General features: G+C 58.4%; 19 protein-coding genes and 2 tRNA genes. 7 read left to right on the top strand and 14 right to left on the bottom strand.

Annotated elements, in window-relative coordinates:
* The first annotated feature begins 25 nt into the window (after positions 1-25).
* Positions 26-102 (top strand) — tRNA-Arg (locus tag LO50_RS07200).
* A gap of 49 nt (positions 103-151) precedes the next feature.
* Here LO50_RS07200 and LO50_RS07205 read toward each other — a convergent pair.
* Positions 152-634: a DUF4124 domain-containing protein gene (locus LO50_RS07205; RefSeq protein WP_041013463.1), complete on the bottom strand. Its 483-nt coding sequence runs from the start codon at positions 632-634 to the stop codon at positions 152-154.
* Positions 635-968: 334 nt separating this feature from the next.
* On the opposite strand from LO50_RS07205, the gene mgtE reads away from it, so the two are divergent.
* From mgtE to LO50_RS07225, 4 genes are all read left to right on the top strand, one after another.
* Positions 969-2,402, top strand: coding sequence for a magnesium transporter (mgtE, locus tag LO50_RS07210; RefSeq protein ID WP_014819745.1), 1,434 nt, complete (start codon positions 969-971; stop codon positions 2,400-2,402).
* Between the two features lie 140 nt (positions 2,403-2,542).
* Entirely contained in the window at positions 2,543-2,785 is a 243-nt protein-coding gene (locus LO50_RS07215; RefSeq protein ID WP_041013465.1) for an OadG family protein, read from the top strand.
* Between the two features lie 22 nt (positions 2,786-2,807).
* On the top strand, positions 2,808-4,592 hold the full coding sequence (gene oadA / locus LO50_RS07220; protein ID WP_044314558.1) for a sodium-extruding oxaloacetate decarboxylase subunit alpha: 1,785 nt from the start codon (positions 2,808-2,810) through the stop codon (positions 4,590-4,592).
* A 10-nt stretch (positions 4,593-4,602) separates the two neighbouring features.
* The gene (locus tag LO50_RS07225; RefSeq protein WP_014819748.1) at positions 4,603-5,739 is read left to right on the top strand and encodes a sodium ion-translocating decarboxylase subunit beta; all 1,137 of its coding nucleotides are present in this window, start codon (positions 4,603-4,605) and stop codon (positions 5,737-5,739) included.
* Positions 5,740-6,013: 274 nt separating this feature from the next.
* On the opposite strand, the gene LO50_RS07230 is transcribed toward LO50_RS07225, so the two are convergent.
* The 3 genes from LO50_RS07230 to LO50_RS07240 all read right to left on the bottom strand — a co-directional run bounded on the left by LO50_RS07230 (position 6,014) and on the right by LO50_RS07240 (position 6,993).
* The gene (locus tag LO50_RS07230) at positions 6,014-6,337 is read right to left on the bottom strand and encodes an Arc family DNA-binding protein (RefSeq protein WP_003301308.1); all 324 of its coding nucleotides are present in this window, start codon (positions 6,335-6,337) and stop codon (positions 6,014-6,016) included.
* A 214-nt stretch (positions 6,338-6,551) separates the two neighbouring features.
* Positions 6,552-6,737 carry a PA3371 family protein gene (locus LO50_RS25640; protein WP_014819749.1) on the bottom strand — a complete coding sequence of 62 codons (186 nt, stop codon included), beginning with the start codon at positions 6,735-6,737 and terminating at the stop codon, positions 6,552-6,554.
* Positions 6,738-6,780: 43 nt separating this feature from the next.
* Entirely contained in the window at positions 6,781-6,993 is a 213-nt protein-coding gene (locus LO50_RS07240) for a hypothetical protein (protein ID WP_044314559.1), read from the bottom strand.
* A 269-nt stretch (positions 6,994-7,262) separates the two neighbouring features.
* Here LO50_RS07240 and LO50_RS07245 point away from each other — a divergent pair.
* Positions 7,263-7,339 (top strand) — tRNA-Arg (locus tag LO50_RS07245).
* Positions 7,340-7,424: 85 nt separating this feature from the next.
* Here the strand turns inward: LO50_RS07245 and LO50_RS07250 are convergent.
* The 7 genes from LO50_RS07250 to LO50_RS07280 form a co-directional block, all read right to left on the bottom strand.
* Positions 7,425-7,631 carry a hypothetical protein gene (locus tag LO50_RS07250; RefSeq protein WP_044314560.1) on the bottom strand — a complete coding sequence of 69 codons (207 nt, stop codon included), beginning with the start codon at positions 7,629-7,631 and terminating at the stop codon, positions 7,425-7,427.
* On the bottom strand, positions 7,621-7,833 hold the full coding sequence (locus LO50_RS07255) for a hypothetical protein (protein WP_044314561.1): 213 nt from the start codon (positions 7,831-7,833) through the stop codon (positions 7,621-7,623). Before LO50_RS07255 ends, LO50_RS07250 begins: the two co-directional genes overlap by 11 nt.
* Positions 7,823-8,305: a terminase small subunit gene (locus LO50_RS07260; protein WP_052816806.1), complete on the bottom strand. Its 483-nt coding sequence runs from the start codon at positions 8,303-8,305 to the stop codon at positions 7,823-7,825. The genes LO50_RS07255 and LO50_RS07260 overlap by 11 nt, the downstream gene beginning before the upstream one ends.
* 190 nt (positions 8,306-8,495) lie before the next feature.
* Entirely contained in the window at positions 8,496-8,849 is a 354-nt protein-coding gene (locus LO50_RS07270) for a hypothetical protein (RefSeq protein WP_044314563.1), read from the bottom strand.
* A gap of 147 nt (positions 8,850-8,996) precedes the next feature.
* A complete protein-coding gene (locus LO50_RS24895) occupies positions 8,997-9,173 on the bottom strand; it encodes a hypothetical protein (RefSeq protein WP_161794480.1) in 177 nt (58 codons plus the stop codon).
* A gap of 6 nt (positions 9,174-9,179) precedes the next feature.
* Positions 9,180-9,506, bottom strand: coding sequence for a hypothetical protein (locus tag LO50_RS07275; protein ID WP_052816807.1), 327 nt, complete (start codon positions 9,504-9,506; stop codon positions 9,180-9,182).
* A gap of 1 nt (position 9,507) precedes the next feature.
* Complete coding sequence (locus LO50_RS07280) at positions 9,508-10,443, bottom strand: hypothetical protein (protein ID WP_052816808.1); 936 nt, start codon at positions 10,441-10,443, stop codon at positions 9,508-9,510.
* 351 nt (positions 10,444-10,794) lie between these two features.
* Between LO50_RS07280 and LO50_RS07285 the strand changes: the two genes are divergently transcribed.
* Complete coding sequence (locus LO50_RS07285) at positions 10,795-11,145, top strand: DUF2513 domain-containing protein (RefSeq protein ID WP_044314564.1); 351 nt, start codon at positions 10,795-10,797, stop codon at positions 11,143-11,145.
* A 331-nt stretch (positions 11,146-11,476) separates the two neighbouring features.
* Here LO50_RS07285 and LO50_RS07290 read toward each other — a convergent pair whose 3' ends face one another.
* The 3 genes from LO50_RS07290 to LO50_RS07305 all read right to left on the bottom strand — a co-directional run bounded on the left by LO50_RS07290 (position 11,477) and on the right by LO50_RS07305 (position 16,030).
* Positions 11,477-13,780 carry a VapE domain-containing protein gene (locus tag LO50_RS07290; RefSeq protein ID WP_044314590.1) on the bottom strand — a complete coding sequence of 768 codons (2,304 nt, stop codon included), beginning with the start codon at positions 13,778-13,780 and terminating at the stop codon, positions 11,477-11,479.
* 338 nt (positions 13,781-14,118) lie between these two features.
* The gene (locus LO50_RS07300) at positions 14,119-14,307 is read right to left on the bottom strand and encodes a helix-turn-helix transcriptional regulator (RefSeq protein WP_044314566.1); all 189 of its coding nucleotides are present in this window, start codon (positions 14,305-14,307) and stop codon (positions 14,119-14,121) included.
* Between the two features lie 313 nt (positions 14,308-14,620).
* A complete protein-coding gene (locus LO50_RS07305; protein WP_044314567.1) occupies positions 14,621-16,030 on the bottom strand; it encodes a tyrosine-type recombinase/integrase in 1,410 nt (469 codons plus the stop codon).
* Between the last annotated feature and the right edge of the window lie 81 nt (positions 16,031-16,111).

Here is a 16,111-nt window from a genome sequence, read left to right on the forward strand (position 1 = left end):
GTGATCTGGTCTAACAAGCACTTACGCACTCATAGCTCAGCTGGATAGAGTACTCGGCTACGAACCGAGCGGTCGGAGGTTCGAATCCTCCTGAGTGCGCCAACCAAGAGAAGGGCCTGCAGCGATGCAGGCCCTTTTTCGTTTTCGAGCGTTAGCGTCTACCAAGAACGCAGCCGAACTCGTCGAAGCTGACGGTGCGTACCTGGCCGCTGCTGCTGCGAAAGCGCAGGCGTTCCCGCCCGTTGCTACTTGTGATGCTCTCCGGTCGTCCGAATGCGCTTTCGACGTCACTGCGAGTCATGCCGGTGCGGATCTGTTTGTTGATGATTGCGCTGCGCCGTTCGCTGCCGGTTACTCTGTTGCCGCAACCGTCATCTCGTTCGGCGACTATCGCCAGGCTTTCGCCTTCACTGCCGGCGGGGCTTTTCCTGGTCTTGAGGGTCGCCATTGGCACGGCTTTCCCTGAACTGGGTGTTGGATTGGTTGCGCGCTGCCGTTGCTGTCTTTGGTTTTCCGGGCAACCTTGCTGGCTGAAGGTGACATGCCCGGATTCGTCGATGCAGCGAAATACGCTTGCTGAAAATGCGGGGGTGGATAGCAATAACAGGCTCACACCTATGGACAGTGCTCTCATTCTCGTCCTCCATGACTGAACAACTGTCCATTCAGGCTACTCAATAAAAGCTGCTCGTACATTCGTGTCTCTTCGCAGCGTGAAGGCGTCGACAGAATGTCGGCTTCTCCGTCGCAAGCTTTTCTACATCTTTGACGCAGCCCTTGTGATGGCCGTGTTTGAGCGCGTCGGGCCGCTGATTGCGATGTTATGATGCCCGCATCTGCCCCTCAGGGTTTGTGGAACAACCTTTCTTTATGGACTTACCCAGTAGTCGTTCACGTTTCCAATTTGCCAATCACGTACTGATTGATTGATTTTCCCTGGCGTGCTCCCGGCCAGGGTGGAGTGCGCCATGACAGAAGTAGAAGCAAAAAAGCCCCAAGAGACCCTGCAAGATCGCCTGGCGCAGGTGGTCGATCTGCTGCAGCGCCGTCGCCTCGGTGAGGACGGGGAGTACCGGCAGGACGGCGAGCAGGGTGAGATCTACGACGAGAGTCAGATTCTCGCCGAGCTGCAACGCAAGCTCGACGAATTGCATCCTGCTGACGTCGCTCACATTCTCGAAGCGCTACCGCTCGAAGAGCGACTGACAGTCTGGCAACTGGTCAAGGCCGAGCGAGACGGCGATATCCTGCTCGAGGTGTCCGACGCAGTTCGGGAAACGCTGATCGCCGATATGGACGATCACGAACTGCTTGCCGCGGCGAAGGAAATGGACGCCGACGAGCTGGCAGACCTAGCGCCGGAGTTGCCGCGCGACGTCGTTCATGAGTTGATGGAAAGCCTCGATGCGCAACAGCGCGAGCGCGTGCGATCAGCGCTGTCCTACGAAGAGGATCAGGTCGGGGCACTGATGGACTTCGAGATGGTGACCATCCGTGAGGATGTCAGTCTCGAGGTGGTGTTGCGTTATCTGCGCCGCCTCAAGGAGTTGCCGGGCCACACCGACAAGCTGTTCGTGGTCGACTACGACGGCGTGCTCAAGGGCGTGCTCCCGATCAAGCGTTTACTGGTTAACGATCCGGACAAGCAGGTCGCGGAGGTGATGGCCAGCGACCCCGTCACCTTTCACCCGGATGAAGACGCCTATGACGCGGCGCAGGCCTTCGAACGTTATGACTTGGTATCGACGCCGGTCGTCGACAAGGGTGGCAAGCTGATCGGGCGTCTGACCATCGATGAGATGGTCGACCTGATCCGTGAGGAGAGTGAAAGCGAAGTTCTCAACATGGCCGGTCTGCGCGAGGAGGAAGACATCTTCGCCTCCGTCTGGAAATCCGTCCGTAACCGTTGGGCCTGGCTCGCGGTCAACCTGGTCACTGCATTTATCGCCTCCCGGGTAATCGGCCTGTTCGATGGCTCGATCGAGAAGCTGGTGGCCCTCGCGGCCCTGATGCCAATTGTCGCAGGCATTGGCGGAAATTCGGGTAATCAGACAATCACCATGATCGTGCGCGCAATGGCGTTGGATCAGGTGGGTACCGGTAATACGACCCGACTGTTGCGCAAGGAGGTCGGGGTTGGCCTAGTCAACGGGCTGGTCTGGGGTGGTGTGATCGGTGCGGTGGCCTGGTGGCTGTATGGCAGCTGGTCTCTGGGGGTAGTCATGACGGCGGCTATGACACTGAACCTGCTGCTCGCTGCGCTTATGGGGGTGCTGATTCCTATGACGCTGGCGCGCCTGGGGCGCGATCCAGCAATGGGGGCAAGCGTCATGATCACTGCCATGACAGACAGCGGTGGGTTCTTCATTTTCCTTGGATTGGCGACCATTTTTCTGCTGTAGCGGTACTTTTCGCGCTTTATTGGGGTTTGCCTTATTTCGCTGTTTCGGGCTAAGGTTCGGCCGTTTCGTGTGTCGCGAAACGTGTCCGAACCCACGCAGCGAATAACAAGCAGCTTGAGCTGCTGACAAGGGAACTCCCGATGACCCCCAGCCAACTCCTGCTCGAAGGCGTCGAACTCATGCTGTTCGGCATCGGTTTCGTCTTCGCCTTTCTCGTTCTGTTGATCCTCTGCATTCGCTTGATGTCGTACCTCGCCGGCCGCTTCGTCACTGAGCCGGCGCCTCGAGTAGCGGCCGCTCAGGTTGCGAGCGCTGAAACAGATGCGGATATTCTTGCAGCCATCCAGGCCGCGATTCATCAACACCGCGCGCGACGCGGTTGACTCTGGAAAGGGAGTTCCTTCCATGACCATTGCTAAACAGCCGCTCGGCATAACCGATGTGGTGCTGCGTGATGCGCACCAATCCATTCTAGCCACCCGTGTTCGCTTGGAAGACATGTTGCCGATCGCTGCCAAGCTCGATCAGGTTGGCTTCTGGTCGGTGGAAAGTTGGGGCGGCGCGACCTTCGATGCCTGTATCCGCTACTTGGGAGAAGACCCTTGGGAGCGCATTCGCGAACTCAAGAAGGCCATGCCCAACACGCGCCAGCAGATGCTGCTGCGAGGCCAGAACCTGCTGGGCTATCGGCACTACGCCGATGATGTCGTGGAAAAATTCGTCGAGCGCGCCGCTGTAAATGGCGTCGATGTCTTTCGCGTATTCGACGCTATGAACGATCCGCGCAATCTCGAAACTGCCCTGCGTGCCGTCAAACAACAGGGTAAGCATGCACAAGGCACCATTTCCTACACCACCAGTCCGGTGCATACGCTGGAGATGTGGGTCGATCTGGCAAAGCAGATCGAGGATATGGGCGCCGACTCGGTGGCGATCAAGGATATGGCAGGCATCCTTACGCCGTACATGGCGTTCGAGCTGGTGTCGCGCTTGAAGTCCAGCCTTGCGATTCCGATCCATATGCAGTGCCACGCTACAGCCGGCCTGTCGACGGCCGCCATCCTCAAGGCAGTAGAAGCGGGTATCGACAATGTCGATACAGCCATTTCGTCGCTATCGATGACCTACGGACATTCTCCGACGGAATCGGTGGTGGCTATTTTCCAGGGCACGGAGCGCGATACCGGCTTGAACCTGGAGCTGCTCGAGGAAATCGCGGCGTACTTCCGCGAGGTCCGCAAGAAGTACGCGAAATTCGAGGGCACCCTGCGCGGTGTCGACTCGCGAATCCTCGTGGCTCAGGTGCCCGGCGGCATGTTGACCAATATGGAAGGTCAGCTGAAAGAGCAGGGCGCTCTGGACAAGTTCGACGACGTGCTTGCTGAAATCCCTCGCGTTCGTGAAGACCTCGGCTTCATCCCGCTGGTGACGCCCACGTCGCAAATCGTCGGTACCCAGGCGGTGATCAATGTGCTGATGGGAGAGCGCTACAAGTCGATCACCAAAGAGACGGCAGGCGTGCTCAAAGGTGAATACGGTGCGGCCCCTGCGCCTTTCAATTCCGAGCTGCAGGCTCGTGTGCTGGAGGGGGCCGAGGTGATCACCTGTCGTCCCGCAGACCTGCTGCAGCCGGAAATGGATCGACTTACTGCCGAACTGAAAGGGATCGCAAAAGAGAAAGGCATCAAGCTCGCTACGGATTCGATCGATGACGTGCTGACCTATGCGCTATTCCCCCAGATCGGATTGAAGTTTTTGGAGAACCGTGGAAACCCATCCGCGTTCGAGCCGGCGCCAACCGGGGGCGATCTACCACCGCGAGAGGCGGGCAAGCCGGAGGTCTACACCGTTGAAGTCAACGGCAAATCTTTCGTCGTACAAGTGAGCGATGGCGGCGATATCGAGGGCATCAAGCCTCTCGGCGCTGGTGGCGGCGTTACCAGCGCGGTTGCTGGTTCTGCCTCCGTGCCTGCCAGTGGTGAAACCCAGGCGGCGCCGCTGGCGGGCAACATATTCAAAGTGCTGGTGCAGCCCGGACAGTTGGTCCAAGAGGGCGATCTGGTGATGATTCTCGAAGCCATGAAAATGGAGACCGAGATCCGTGCGTTCAAGGCCGGTACCGTCGCCTCCGTCAGCGTCAAGGTGGGCGACGCGGTTTCGGTCGGTGACAGTCTGCTGAGCATCGGCTAAGGGGAGTCCCATGGAAAAGTTGCTCAAGCTGTGGCACGGAACCGGCCTGTACCATCTGGAGCCAGGGCAGGCGCTGATGATCTTCGTCTGTCTGGGGCTGATCTATCTAGCGATCCGGAAGGGATTCGAACCTTTGTTGCTGATCCCTATAGGGTTCGGTGGCATTCTGGCAAACATCCCGGTTGCCAACATGGGCGAGGGTGCCGGAATTCTGCATCTGTTTTATGAGGTAGGGTTACCGACCAGCGTCTTTCCTCTGTTGATCTTCATGGGCGTTGGCGCGATGACCGACTTTGGCCCCATGCTTGCCAACCCAAAGACCCTGCTGCTTGGTGCAGCGGCGCAGTTCGGAATCTTTGCGACCCTGCTAGGCGCTCTTGCTCTGACCGCTGCCGGGATTCCGGGTATGGAGTTCACGCTGCGCGAGGCAGCGTCGATCGCTATCATTGGGGGCGCAGACGGTCCAACGTCGATCTTCGTGACATCCAAGCTTGCCCCAGAGCTGCTCGGTCCGATTGCGGTTGCCGCGTATTCCTACATGGCCCTCGTGCCGCTGATTCAGCCGCCGATCATGCGTGCGATGACCACAAAAGAGGAGCGTGCAATCGTCATGACGCAACTGCGTCATGTCGGGCAGGTCGAGAAGATAGTATTCCCGCTGGTGCTCTGTTTGCTGGTCGGCTTGCTACTGCCGGATGCCGCACCGCTGGTGGGTATGTTCGCTTTCGGTAATCTGTTGCGCGAATGTGGTGTGGTGGACCGCCTGGCGGATACTTCACGAAATGCCCTGATCAACATCGTCACCATTGCTCTTGGTCTGACAGTCGGTTCGAAGCTATCGGCCGAAGCCTTCCTGCAGATGAAAACCTTGGGGATTCTCGTGCTGGGTATGGTTGCCTTTTGCGGTGGTACCGCAGCGGGTATTTTCATGGCCAAAGTGATGAACCGTTTCAGTGAGAACAAGATCAATCCGTTGATCGGTTCCGCAGGAGTCTCTGCTGTGCCGATGGCTGCGCGTGTATCGAACAAGGTGGGGCTGGAGGCCAATCCTCAGAACTTCCTGCTGATGCATGCCATGGGGCCCAACGTGGCAGGTGTCATCGGCTCTGCGGTTGCGGCCGGGGTGCTGCTCAACTTTGTAGGCTAGTTGTATAGGCGCCTCTGCAACGGGGGCGCCTTGCTGCATCCAAGTTCTAACTTCTTATCGAGCGCGGATCTCGGGTCGACCATAGATTCGGCGCAACCCGTGTGTCCGAAGCACATTCGTGCCTGTCTTGATGGCTAGGACGATGATGAAGGGGGAACTGATGCGGCTGGCTGACTTGTTGACCGCCTGAGAGTGGCAGCCGGAAGCAGGGGGTAATCAGAGACAGCGTCAGCTGGAGCCAGTCACCTGTCTCCAGCTGGTGGCTGGTCCGGGGTCAATCTTCTTTGGCGAGCTCGGTGTCCTGAGCGATCAATGCAATGAGCGCGTTCTGCTGGCGGTGAGCGAGCTGGCGAAAGCGCTGCAGAAGCTCTCGCTCGTGAAGAGACAGCTCTGGGCTGTCGAGCCGCATGCTCAGATCTTCATCCAGTGCGCCTTCCTGCAGCAGGCTCTGCTCCAATCTGGCGATGATTTCTGAGTTCATGCTGCGGTGATGATTCCGCGCTACCTCGGCGATGCGTTCACGCATGCCGTCGGGAAGCCGAACAACGAATTTGTCAGCCGTACGGCTGGAATAAACTGCCTGTTTCATAGGGCGCATAATTAACCGGTTAGTCAGGTGGGCGTGCTGGCGTATTGCCGGGGTAGTCACCGGTCTGACAACCACCAGTACTCGCTGTTCCGTCAGCCAGGTTAAAAATTAGGAGACGGCTTCATGACGCCAATTGTACGTCGATATTCTGATTAGTAAAGTGCTCGTGCTATCAAAATGCCTTTACTGTGAACCAGTCTGATTATCGTCCGGCTATGGGGTCTTAGCGCAGCACTGGATCGAACTTGATCCTCCGTCCGATCATGAGTGCGATCAGGGATAAGCTTCCGAATATGCCAAGTCCTGCCTTGCACAAGGTATCCAAGGTCGCCAGGCTTTGGGGGGCCAGGAAGGCACCGTAGCCGCACGCTGCGGTAAGAAGCAAGCAAGTCAATGCAAATCTGGACATGAGTAACTCCTTTTGCGGAACCATCCGCGCTCAACTGAATCCCTTAGAACACCCAGCGTTGCGGTTGAGTGAGCACGCTCGCCTCGCCTGAGTTGAGGGTGGTGATCTGTGCGTGTTCCAAATTGCTCGTGCGCTGAATGGAGAACTGGGAAGAGGGCTCGTATCGCTGTTGCTGCGGTTCGGCGGATGGCAGCTGCGAGGCTGTCAGGGCGGCAAATGTAAAGCCTGTAGCAAGAAGAAAAGCCGACTTGATCATGAGCGTTATCCTTCGCGTCACGTTAACTTTGCCTAGCTATTGCAGTAGCTGTGCCAAAGTTTATCTGGATAAAAACTCTTATAGATCAATAAGTTGGCTTTGTGTTGGGGCGAGTATTGCTTGCGCTTTGCACGGATGACTGATAGTGGTCATGCAATTTGCATTGCTGAGTGTGAGAGGCGTATTCGGCTGTAGGAGGCTGCATGGCGTCAGGTCTACGATGCGCATGACAAATCATGCTTGGCTCGTTACCATGCCCGCCGCGTGATGTCCCAGTAGCTCAATTGGATAGAGCATCCCCCTCCTAAGGGGAAGGTTGTGAGTTCGAACCTCGCCTGGGACGCCAGTAAAATCAGTACCTTGCAAGACTTTGCATATCTCTTGCTCTCTCGGTTTACTGATATTTTCCCCGTTCCTTCCCCGTTTCCCCTTCAGGCCAATAATTCCGTGGCCAGGTCGTGTTCACCAGCGGCACGCAACGCAGCGGCAGCCAGCTCCATGGCGTTCCGCTTCCGAGTGCCAGAATCAACGCCAACCAGCTTCGGGCCGATCAGGTAGGCTACGCAATGGTCCCAGCTTTCTTCCTCCGTCAGCTCGGACACTTCCACACGTCGGCCTACCATGCCCTTAGCGGCCATCGCGGCGTTCCACTTCGTGCACCAGGTCCAGCAGCTTGAAAGCCAGATCATCGCGGCCGGCGCGCACCGCATGTTCAATGGCCTGCCGCATCAGCTCGACAGCGCCGTCCAAAGCATCGCCGCGTTCGGTCTCCGATTCGTAGGGCGGCAGCAGGAAAACGGCCGCATTCTCGGTTGCTTGCGTTAAGCGGTCAGTCTTCATCGGTGGGATCATCCTCAGGCGTAAAATCAGCCTCGGCAGCAGTGGCCAGGGCTAGGGTAATTTCGTCGGTTAGGACCTGTTTAAACCTTGCTTCGTCGGTTTCGCCGATGAGGCTGGAAACAACGCGACGCGGCACCTGCAGCATGTTTGCGCGAATTACGCCACAGGCTTGCTGCCAGACAGATTCCATTTCTGCGATTGGCGCGACTTCTCCGCGTGCCTTGGCTAGCTCAAGTTCGGCACGGTCGGCATCGGCTCGGGTCTTCCGAGTGCGCTGCCGGTTAAGTTCGGAACCTTGCCCGCTGGCTTCCTCGATCAGCGCCGCGAAGGCTTCGCCCAGCAGGAAGCGGCCAGGCCGGCAGCGCGTTAGCGTGCCTTGTTCGGCCAGTTGCCGGATGCGGCGAGCCGACACGCCAGCCAGGGCGCCCAACTCGGCATCAGTCACTTCGAGGCTCGTAAGCTCAGCGGTCATTCGCTTGGCCTCTGAGGGGTTGGCTCCAGGGGGGCCAGGTCGTAATCACGCAACGCGAACGCCGCAGACTTGAGCGCTTCGCACATAATGCGGATCGACTTTCCACGGTCGCGCGCCCTGGTCGGTAGGCGCCAATCGTCTTCGATGCGCCTTGCCAGTGCGATGGTGTTGGCCAGCTGCCCGTACATGTTCATAAGCCGCCGTCCATCGTGCCAATCAGGCAGCCGCGCTTGGCCATGCGAGCACGCGCACGTTCGCCAGGGCTGCAGTGCTTGGATGGGCGCCAGCGCGGCCGGCTGGCCATTTCGCGGGCGTGCTCCGCGTCGGCATGGCGCGTCAGGGCACTGGCCAAGCGTGTGGCGGTGGTCTTGGCTTCGTCGGCGGTGCGGCGAGCGTTGCGCAGCAGCTCAGGCAATGCCGCGTCCAGGGGCTGACGCTTGATAATCTGCTTGGTGCCGTGCGCTGCGTGAAGCAGGCGATTGGCTTCGTTCTCAAGCTGGGTTTGCAGTTCCAGTAGCTCGGCCAGGGTTTCGTCGGTGTTCATATTGTCGGCTCTAAAAAGGCCGGCCCGTACAGGCGCCGGCTCCGAGAAATAGGGCCGCGCATTTCCACAGCCGGGGGCGCGGTCAAACCCGGTGCTGCCAGCCTGACGCCTCGTCGAGGAAGCGCCGCGCCAGGCCGGTGTGTTCAGTCAGTCGTGGTCTACGCCAAGACCCTTTTCTATTGCCCGCTGCGCAACTCTGGTCGCGCTGGGTGCATAACCACCAACTTTCTCAGCTCGGGCGCGTTCAGCCGCAATAGCAGCGATGATTGCAGGGGTGGCGCGTATACAGATTTTTCGTTGGGAGTCGTTCTTCGCTTCTTTCATTGTCTTTCACCAGTTGGTCGCCCAATTGCGGCGGGGCTCTGCCATGTCGTGTTCAGCCTGGCGCAAATAGCCGCCGACCAGGCTTCCGATATAGCGCGTAGCGCGGCTGGCTTGAGCATCGTTCAGTTCGGGGAAGGCCGCTGCAACGAAGTCAGCAGCGGCGGTGCGGTCGTAGATGAAACCGCCGAAGCCCACAGGCTGAACGATGACACGCGGTGCGCCATCCTCGCCGGGCTGGCGGGCGTAGATTGCCGCGCCGTCCAGGGCTGCCAGAACTTCAGATGGCAGGGCGGAACTAACCGCCTCGCCGTCCTGCTCTCGCTTGAAAATCACTTCAAGCCACCGAGAAAAACGCGCTGTCGTCGGGCAGCAACGCAATCAGATTGGCATGGGCGGTCAGCTCCATGGAGCCGTCGAGATTGGTCCGCTTGGCTACCAGGCTGATTTCCTCGCCAACTGCAACGGCAGCGCGGTTGAAGGCGCCCACAATGGTGGCGGCGGTGGTGTCGGTCAGCTCGGCGGGCACGCCAGCGACGCGCAGAACGCCATCGGCGCCGACAGCCGCACCATCGGCATCAGTGCCCACCAGGGCGGCCAGCTCGCCGAACTTCAGGCCACGGGCAGCAGCAGCCGCCAGGGTGAAGGTTGCTGGAGTGGTGGCGACGATGGCAGCCAGCAGGCAAACATCGGCAGCACGCGCCAAACCGAGCCCCATGGCGGCCAGGACGGCTTCAGGAAGCTGGCCGGTGCCTTCGAAGTCTTTCAACTCGCGGCGCGACAGAGTGCAGCTGAACGAGTAGGTGGGCGCCGTTTCCGGCTCGAACTCAGCCACGGAGCGGTAGACGGGCACCGCGCTATTCGGCACGTCGGCACCGTCGGCCAGGATGGCGAACTTTGCGGCCTCGACCGTGGTGAAGCTGGCCAGGCGGCTGCGCAACGCGATGTCACCCGACAGGCCGCCACCTTGGATCGGCTCCGGTGCGGCTGGAACGACGAAGACTGTAGCGCCGGCCTGAGCGATGCGGCTTTGCTCGATCACTGCGCCGCTGAAGGTGGTTTTTGCGCCGGCCTGGGTAGTACCAGGCAGCCTGGCAATCGCATTGCCGGCAGTGCCGACCAGGGAAGGCATGGTCAGATCACGCAGCGAGACGCGGGCGACGCTGGCGGCTGCCTTCGGGATGGCGGCGCGGGTTGCGCCGTTGCCGTCGTAAATTTCGTGATAGCCGAGTTGATGCTTGGCGGATTCGATTAGCTGGCGAAGTTGGTTCATTGGGGAGAAGCCTCAGTATTGGTAGCAAGTGGCACCATTCTGAGCAGTCGCTAAATTTGGTTCCTCCCGGAGTTTTTCCAAGGCACGTCAGTGGCGTGCTAGGAAGTTTGGTAGGTAATTTTTGATGCCTCGGAGATATGCGTTATCGCGGTGCTGCTGCCCCCGCATGGGACACCCGCCAGGAAGGACCCACGAAGTTTCCCAGGCTAATCAGGGGCGATAATGTGCGCCACGCATCCCCCAAGACAGTCAGTTGTTCCGACAGTCGCGCCCCGCTCAACCAAGGCACTATTGCTCAGCTTGTGAGTGCGCCATACGCTGCGTGGGTCTTTATCAATCAAGGATGTAGCTATGAAGCGCGACTGGGATGTGATTCGTGAAGTGCTGATAGAAGTTGAAGCATTGACGCCTGGAACTTATGAGGCCATCCAGTACGACGACGAAGACCCGACAAAAGCCGCTCATGCAATGCTTCTCTGGCGGGCTGACTTCATTCAAGGTGTTGATGCTTCGAGCTTGGACGGAGATTCGATAATCGCTCAAGCGCTTACGTGGGAAGGCCACGATTTGCTTGAGACGATTCGAAGTCAGGCGGTGTGGGAGCGAATCAAGACGACGGCTCGGGATAAAGGGATAGAGCTAACGTTCGACTCAGTCAAAGCGCTTGGGAAATACGCGCTTGAATGGATCATCAGCAACTAGGTTGGGTGAACGACTAGCAATGACGTTCACCAAGTCGTTCACCCATCTGCAGCCCTAGTGCCGCGTGGCTTTGAGCAGTTTCGGGGTGAACGATGAACGTCTTTTTTGCATATAAATAGGTAGGCGTCTATTTGGGCTGATAGACGCCCCCTTTCTTCTTTTAAGGGAAAAGACGTTCACTCGTTCACCTTTTTGCCCTCAAATCCAGTAACCATGCGGTTTACAGGTGGGTGAACGTCTAGGTGAACGTCTGGTGAACGTCTCTGCTCGTTCACCTTTTTAGACATAAAAAACCCCGCGTTGCGGGGTTTGGGGTGCGGGTCCCAGCTATTCAACAGGGTCTGCCTGCGACCAATACAGGCACGTCGAAGAAAAGGCCCGATTTAGTGCGTCTCGGTGTCCCGAACAATTGGCGAAGGGCTTGGCCAGCATCGTTCTTCTGCCGCTGGGTTGGTCGGTCGAAACCAATTTCCAGCAGAATATCGGTCGCGGTCATTGGGCGTCGGATAGCATCAGCCGGCGCGGAGCCGTATCGGGATTGAATCAATTCCTGGACCGGGTCAGTCTGCTGGTGCTCGGCGTTGACTCCTTCCAATTGAGCTTCCTCGCCTCGATCCAGCCACCAGCGTTCACCGGCCTGATACCAGGAAAAGACTTCAGCCCACAGCTGCTGCATGTCGATGCCGTGCTGGTAGTTGACGCTCACCACCGGAACAGTCCACCACCGCACATTCCCTGTGTCGTCGGCTAAGAACTGCTCAGGGTTCACACTGGCGAAAAATACGGTTCGCCGTTGGAATTTTTCTTCGGTGCGTCCGTAGGGGCGACGGAACTGGTCCACGTCCTGGCTGATAAAGCCTTTCAGGCGGGCAATGTCCGCTTTGCGTAGAGTGCCGTCCAGCTCGCCCAGCTCCACCAGCCAATGCGAAACGGCGCTGATGATGCTGTCTTTGTTGTCAGGATTGATAGTGGCGTCGATTTTCACCAGGTCGCGCAGCTCGTCAGGCACCAAGGCGCGAATCCAGGCGGTTTTACCGATTGATTGGTCTCCCTGAAAAACCAGTACGCCTTTAGACCAGAAGCCAAACGGCTTGGCAGCTGCTGCAACTGCGGAGACCAGCCAGCGGCGTAGCAGGATCGCTAGCAGGTCGCGGTCATAACCAGGGCGCGTTTGGATGGTGTCCAGTAGCTCAGCAAAGCGGGATTGGCCGTCCCATGGCTTGGATTGGATAAAGTCCATAACCGGATTGAAGGCGTTGTCATCCCCGATGCTGAGCAGAAACGACGGAGTGTCCGACTTAGGGAGGCGGTTAAGAGCAGCCAGGCTCAGAACGGTGTCAACAGCCTTGCTGCGCTGGTTGTCCACTGTGCCGCATTGCCCTGGATAGCGAATAACCAGGTCCTTTCGGATCACGTCGTAACGAACGGTGAACCCATAGTTCGCCAGTAGGTGTTCCAAGTTAGGAATGGTATTTAGTGGTTGGCCGTTGCTTGACGTGTGCGGCCAGGTCATCAGGGGGACAGGCGGCAGCTGGTGAACATCGCTTACTTGATCGAACAGTGACGGCGCATTGTGGCTTGCCGGAACTGGCGCTAGGGCTGTGCTTAGCAGCTGGCCAACTTCATCCACACTGCGACGCGCCGCATAGTCGTTCCAGTCGTCGCCGACGGTCGGCGGCATGGCACATGGCAGGCCGGTAGCTTCGGCCCCCTTGCGACCGGCGCCGTTTGCATCGTTGTCGGCAGCAACTGCGCTGACCTGATCGGGCAGCTGTCGCGCTACCTCGGCCAAGTTGCCTGCATCGAATGCCACGACAACGGAAGCGCCGGTCGCTGCATGAACGGTGGCTGCCGTAGCGTAACCCTCTGCAATCCAGGCCTGTGCCGTGCCCTCGATGCGGTGGAAGGTGCCTTTCTTGCGACCACCCATAACGAAGCGCTTTCTGCCGTCGGCGTCGATACGCTGGACGTTCCATAGCTTGCCGGCGCTATCCACCATCGGCACTAGCAGATCACCTTTCCGAACAGCAAAGACGTTCTGCCATTCGCGCTTTTCGTTGTTCCAAAGGTGTGCCCGCATGTCAGCGCGGGCCTTGCGCAATCCGTGTGCTTGTACGCGCTTGCTGGTCAGGTATGGATGTTCCGAGCATGGCTCGGCATCGGCCCAGGCTGTTGCCACAGCCTCAGCGGCTGCCTCGTGACCGGCTTTGCGTTGCGCTTCCGCCAATATCTTACCGGCCTCGCTGGCTGCCCTCAGCTCAGCGGCTCGGGCTTGATATTCGGCGGTGCGGTCGGGGCTATGGGGAGTCTCGGCGCGATCTGCCTGCCATTGCTGATACGCCAAATCGCGCGCTTTCCAGAAAACCGAATCCTTGCCTAAGCCGGTAAACGTTACGGCAGGCCAGGTTGTTCCATCGGCATCGGTAACATACTCGCCACGATAGGAGTGCTTCTGCTGGTCCGAGCCTTTTAGGTTAGGCAAGTAATGCCACGTGTTATCCAAGATGGGTAGATATTCCAGCTGCGCACCGACGCTAGCTGCCGCCATCACCGCGTCGTCGAAATATTCGGCTAGCGCATCAGCTGGACTCGGGAAGCGATTGGCGACCCAAAGCGCAAATTTGCTAGGGGTCATGCCGCCACCCATCGGTTTTTCGCGGCGCAATGCTGCGCGTCTACTGCCAGCCGCCAGGCGTCCAACTCAGTGAATACGAATGGCAGTTCTTGAGGTGCGCTGCCAGCCATCCGCGCCAGGTTGAGCGCGAACGCTGGACGTCCCATCGCAACGGCTGCGCAAATGACTTCTTGAGCTGCCGCAAGTCGTTGTGCGTCTAGCTGCTGGCCAGGCTGCAGCCAGCGTGTCTGCAGTGGTGCGATTACTAAGTCGGCGTAACGCTGCAGCATCGGTTGTAGTCTCGCGGGCGCACGTCTCCCGCGACCGGCGATGCGCCGGTTCGAATGGGCAGACATGATTCAGCCCTCGCCGGTAACAGGGCGAGAGGTCAGCCAGGCTTCAAGTTCAGATTCGAGCCAGCCAACGCGGCGCGGACCGATCTGGCGGCGACGCGGCATGTGACCGGCATTCTCCCAGCGCCAAAGGGTGACGCGGCTAACGCCAAGCTGCTGGCAAACGGTTTTTTCAGAGAGGATTCGGTTTTGCATTTGGATGGTCTCATTCGAGACCGAGGGGCTGCATAGCACTTGCACCATGACGGGCAATCGCGCAGCATTATCAGGCGTCCCAACGCTCTGACGTCGCCTCGGCGCTGTTCAGATACGGAGCGGAGAGCGCGCCAACGCCTTCCGCACCACTTCAAAGCCCGCCCTGTGCGGGCTTTGTTGTTTCACTGTATCCAGCACCGAAAATGACGGCAACTAGCTGATTTTTAACGAAATTAACTAACGTTGCTCCACGTTATTCACAGTTATTAGCGGTTATCCGTAGTTATCGAATCTTTACGTAATCTTTACATTTCTAACGTTCGATTTTCCTACGTTTGCGAATCGTGATGGCCTCGTGCGCATCGTTCCCCTTGAGGGTGTCCAGGTAATTTCCCCACAGCAGCAGTGCCTCGGTTTTCTCCGGTAGATAGCTGTTCCTGTCGTAGTGCTTTGCTTGAACTCCACTCCGGCCGTGTGACAGCAGCCAGGCTCGTGTTTCGCTGGAAACACCGTTTGCTGCTAGTAGGGTCTCGCATGTTGCCCGCACGCGCTGCCAACTAAACGGTGTTGTTTCGCCGGTCTTAACTAGTGCTTTGCTTGCGTCGGTGAAGACTCGGGCGATCGTATCCCGATTAGCGGTTACTCCCTCTTTCAGGCAAAAAGGGCCAGGTCCAATGCGGTCTGCAGTAAGCGGCGCCAGGATCGCCTTAATTTGCGGTGTTATCGGAAGCAAGTGTTCCCAGGCTTCAACCTTTCGGCCTTTCAGGTCAAGAAGCGTCAGCGTATGGTCCGTCATATGTTCCCAGCCAACGGCTAGTAGCTGCCTGATTCGCTGCCCGCCGAGGTAAATTAGAGCCTTGGCGATTGCTGCCTTTCTTGCGTCTCGCGCATGCAGAGTATCTAGGTAGCGGAGCAGGCTGCCTAATTCTGCAGGCTGCATCGATTCGGTATTACCTCCGCTCGCGTCTTCAATCGGTGCAATGATGGCAGCGGGGTTCGTCGTAATGCGGAAACGTTTGTCAGAGCCGGTACGGCCGACTGCCAAGTGTGCAGCCGCAGCATATTTGAAGGCGGTTCGGATGTAGCGGCGCAGCTCATCTGTCGTGCTGCGCATGTTGGTCGAGGGGGCGGCGGCTTTGTTTCCTATGCCTCGACCCTTAGGGCGCCTCAGCAATACGGCGTTGAGCAGGTCTGCGATATCTTCGGGCGTTATTTCATCTGCATAGCGGGCCGCCAAGTCCGGCCGAAACTCCAGCACGTTCACTTTGAACAGCGAACGAACCTTTTTTGCGCTGGCCTTACCGGCTGCTTCAAGGTGGTCGCAATAGCTCGCTAGCATTTCGCCAAAAGTACCGCGTTTCGCTGCCTCTTCCTGCTCGCGTTTCTTCTTGGCGCGATCAATTTCAGCCTGTGCGGCGTCTTCAGCCTGCCTCTGTAGGTATGCCGCAAGGCCGCCGACGCTCGCCGCCTCGGTTGCGATTCGCAATGCTTCCGCGCGGATATCCTGCAAGGTCATTTCGGCAGAGCCTGGCGCCGGCTGCTTGGAAAGAATGCCGATTTGAAGGCGCCTGTCCGTTGATGGGGTGCGCTCACGATAAAAAGCCATTATCGCGCCTGAAGCCTTGCGCTCCAGCAACAGCGACCCCATGCCCTTAGACCCTACTGGTTCCGATAGGCGGGTTTTAACGGCGTGTGCTTCCATCGCCGTGAGTCGTTTAGCCATATCTTTTCCCCGTTCCTTCCCCGTTTCGCACGGGAAGTTAGGGTATGGCATGAAACGAGCTTAAGCAATTTTCGAAAAAAA

It is taken from the genome of Stutzerimonas stutzeri, assembly GCF_000935215.1.
Taxonomy (GTDB): Bacteria; Pseudomonadota; Gammaproteobacteria; order Pseudomonadales; family Pseudomonadaceae; genus Stutzerimonas.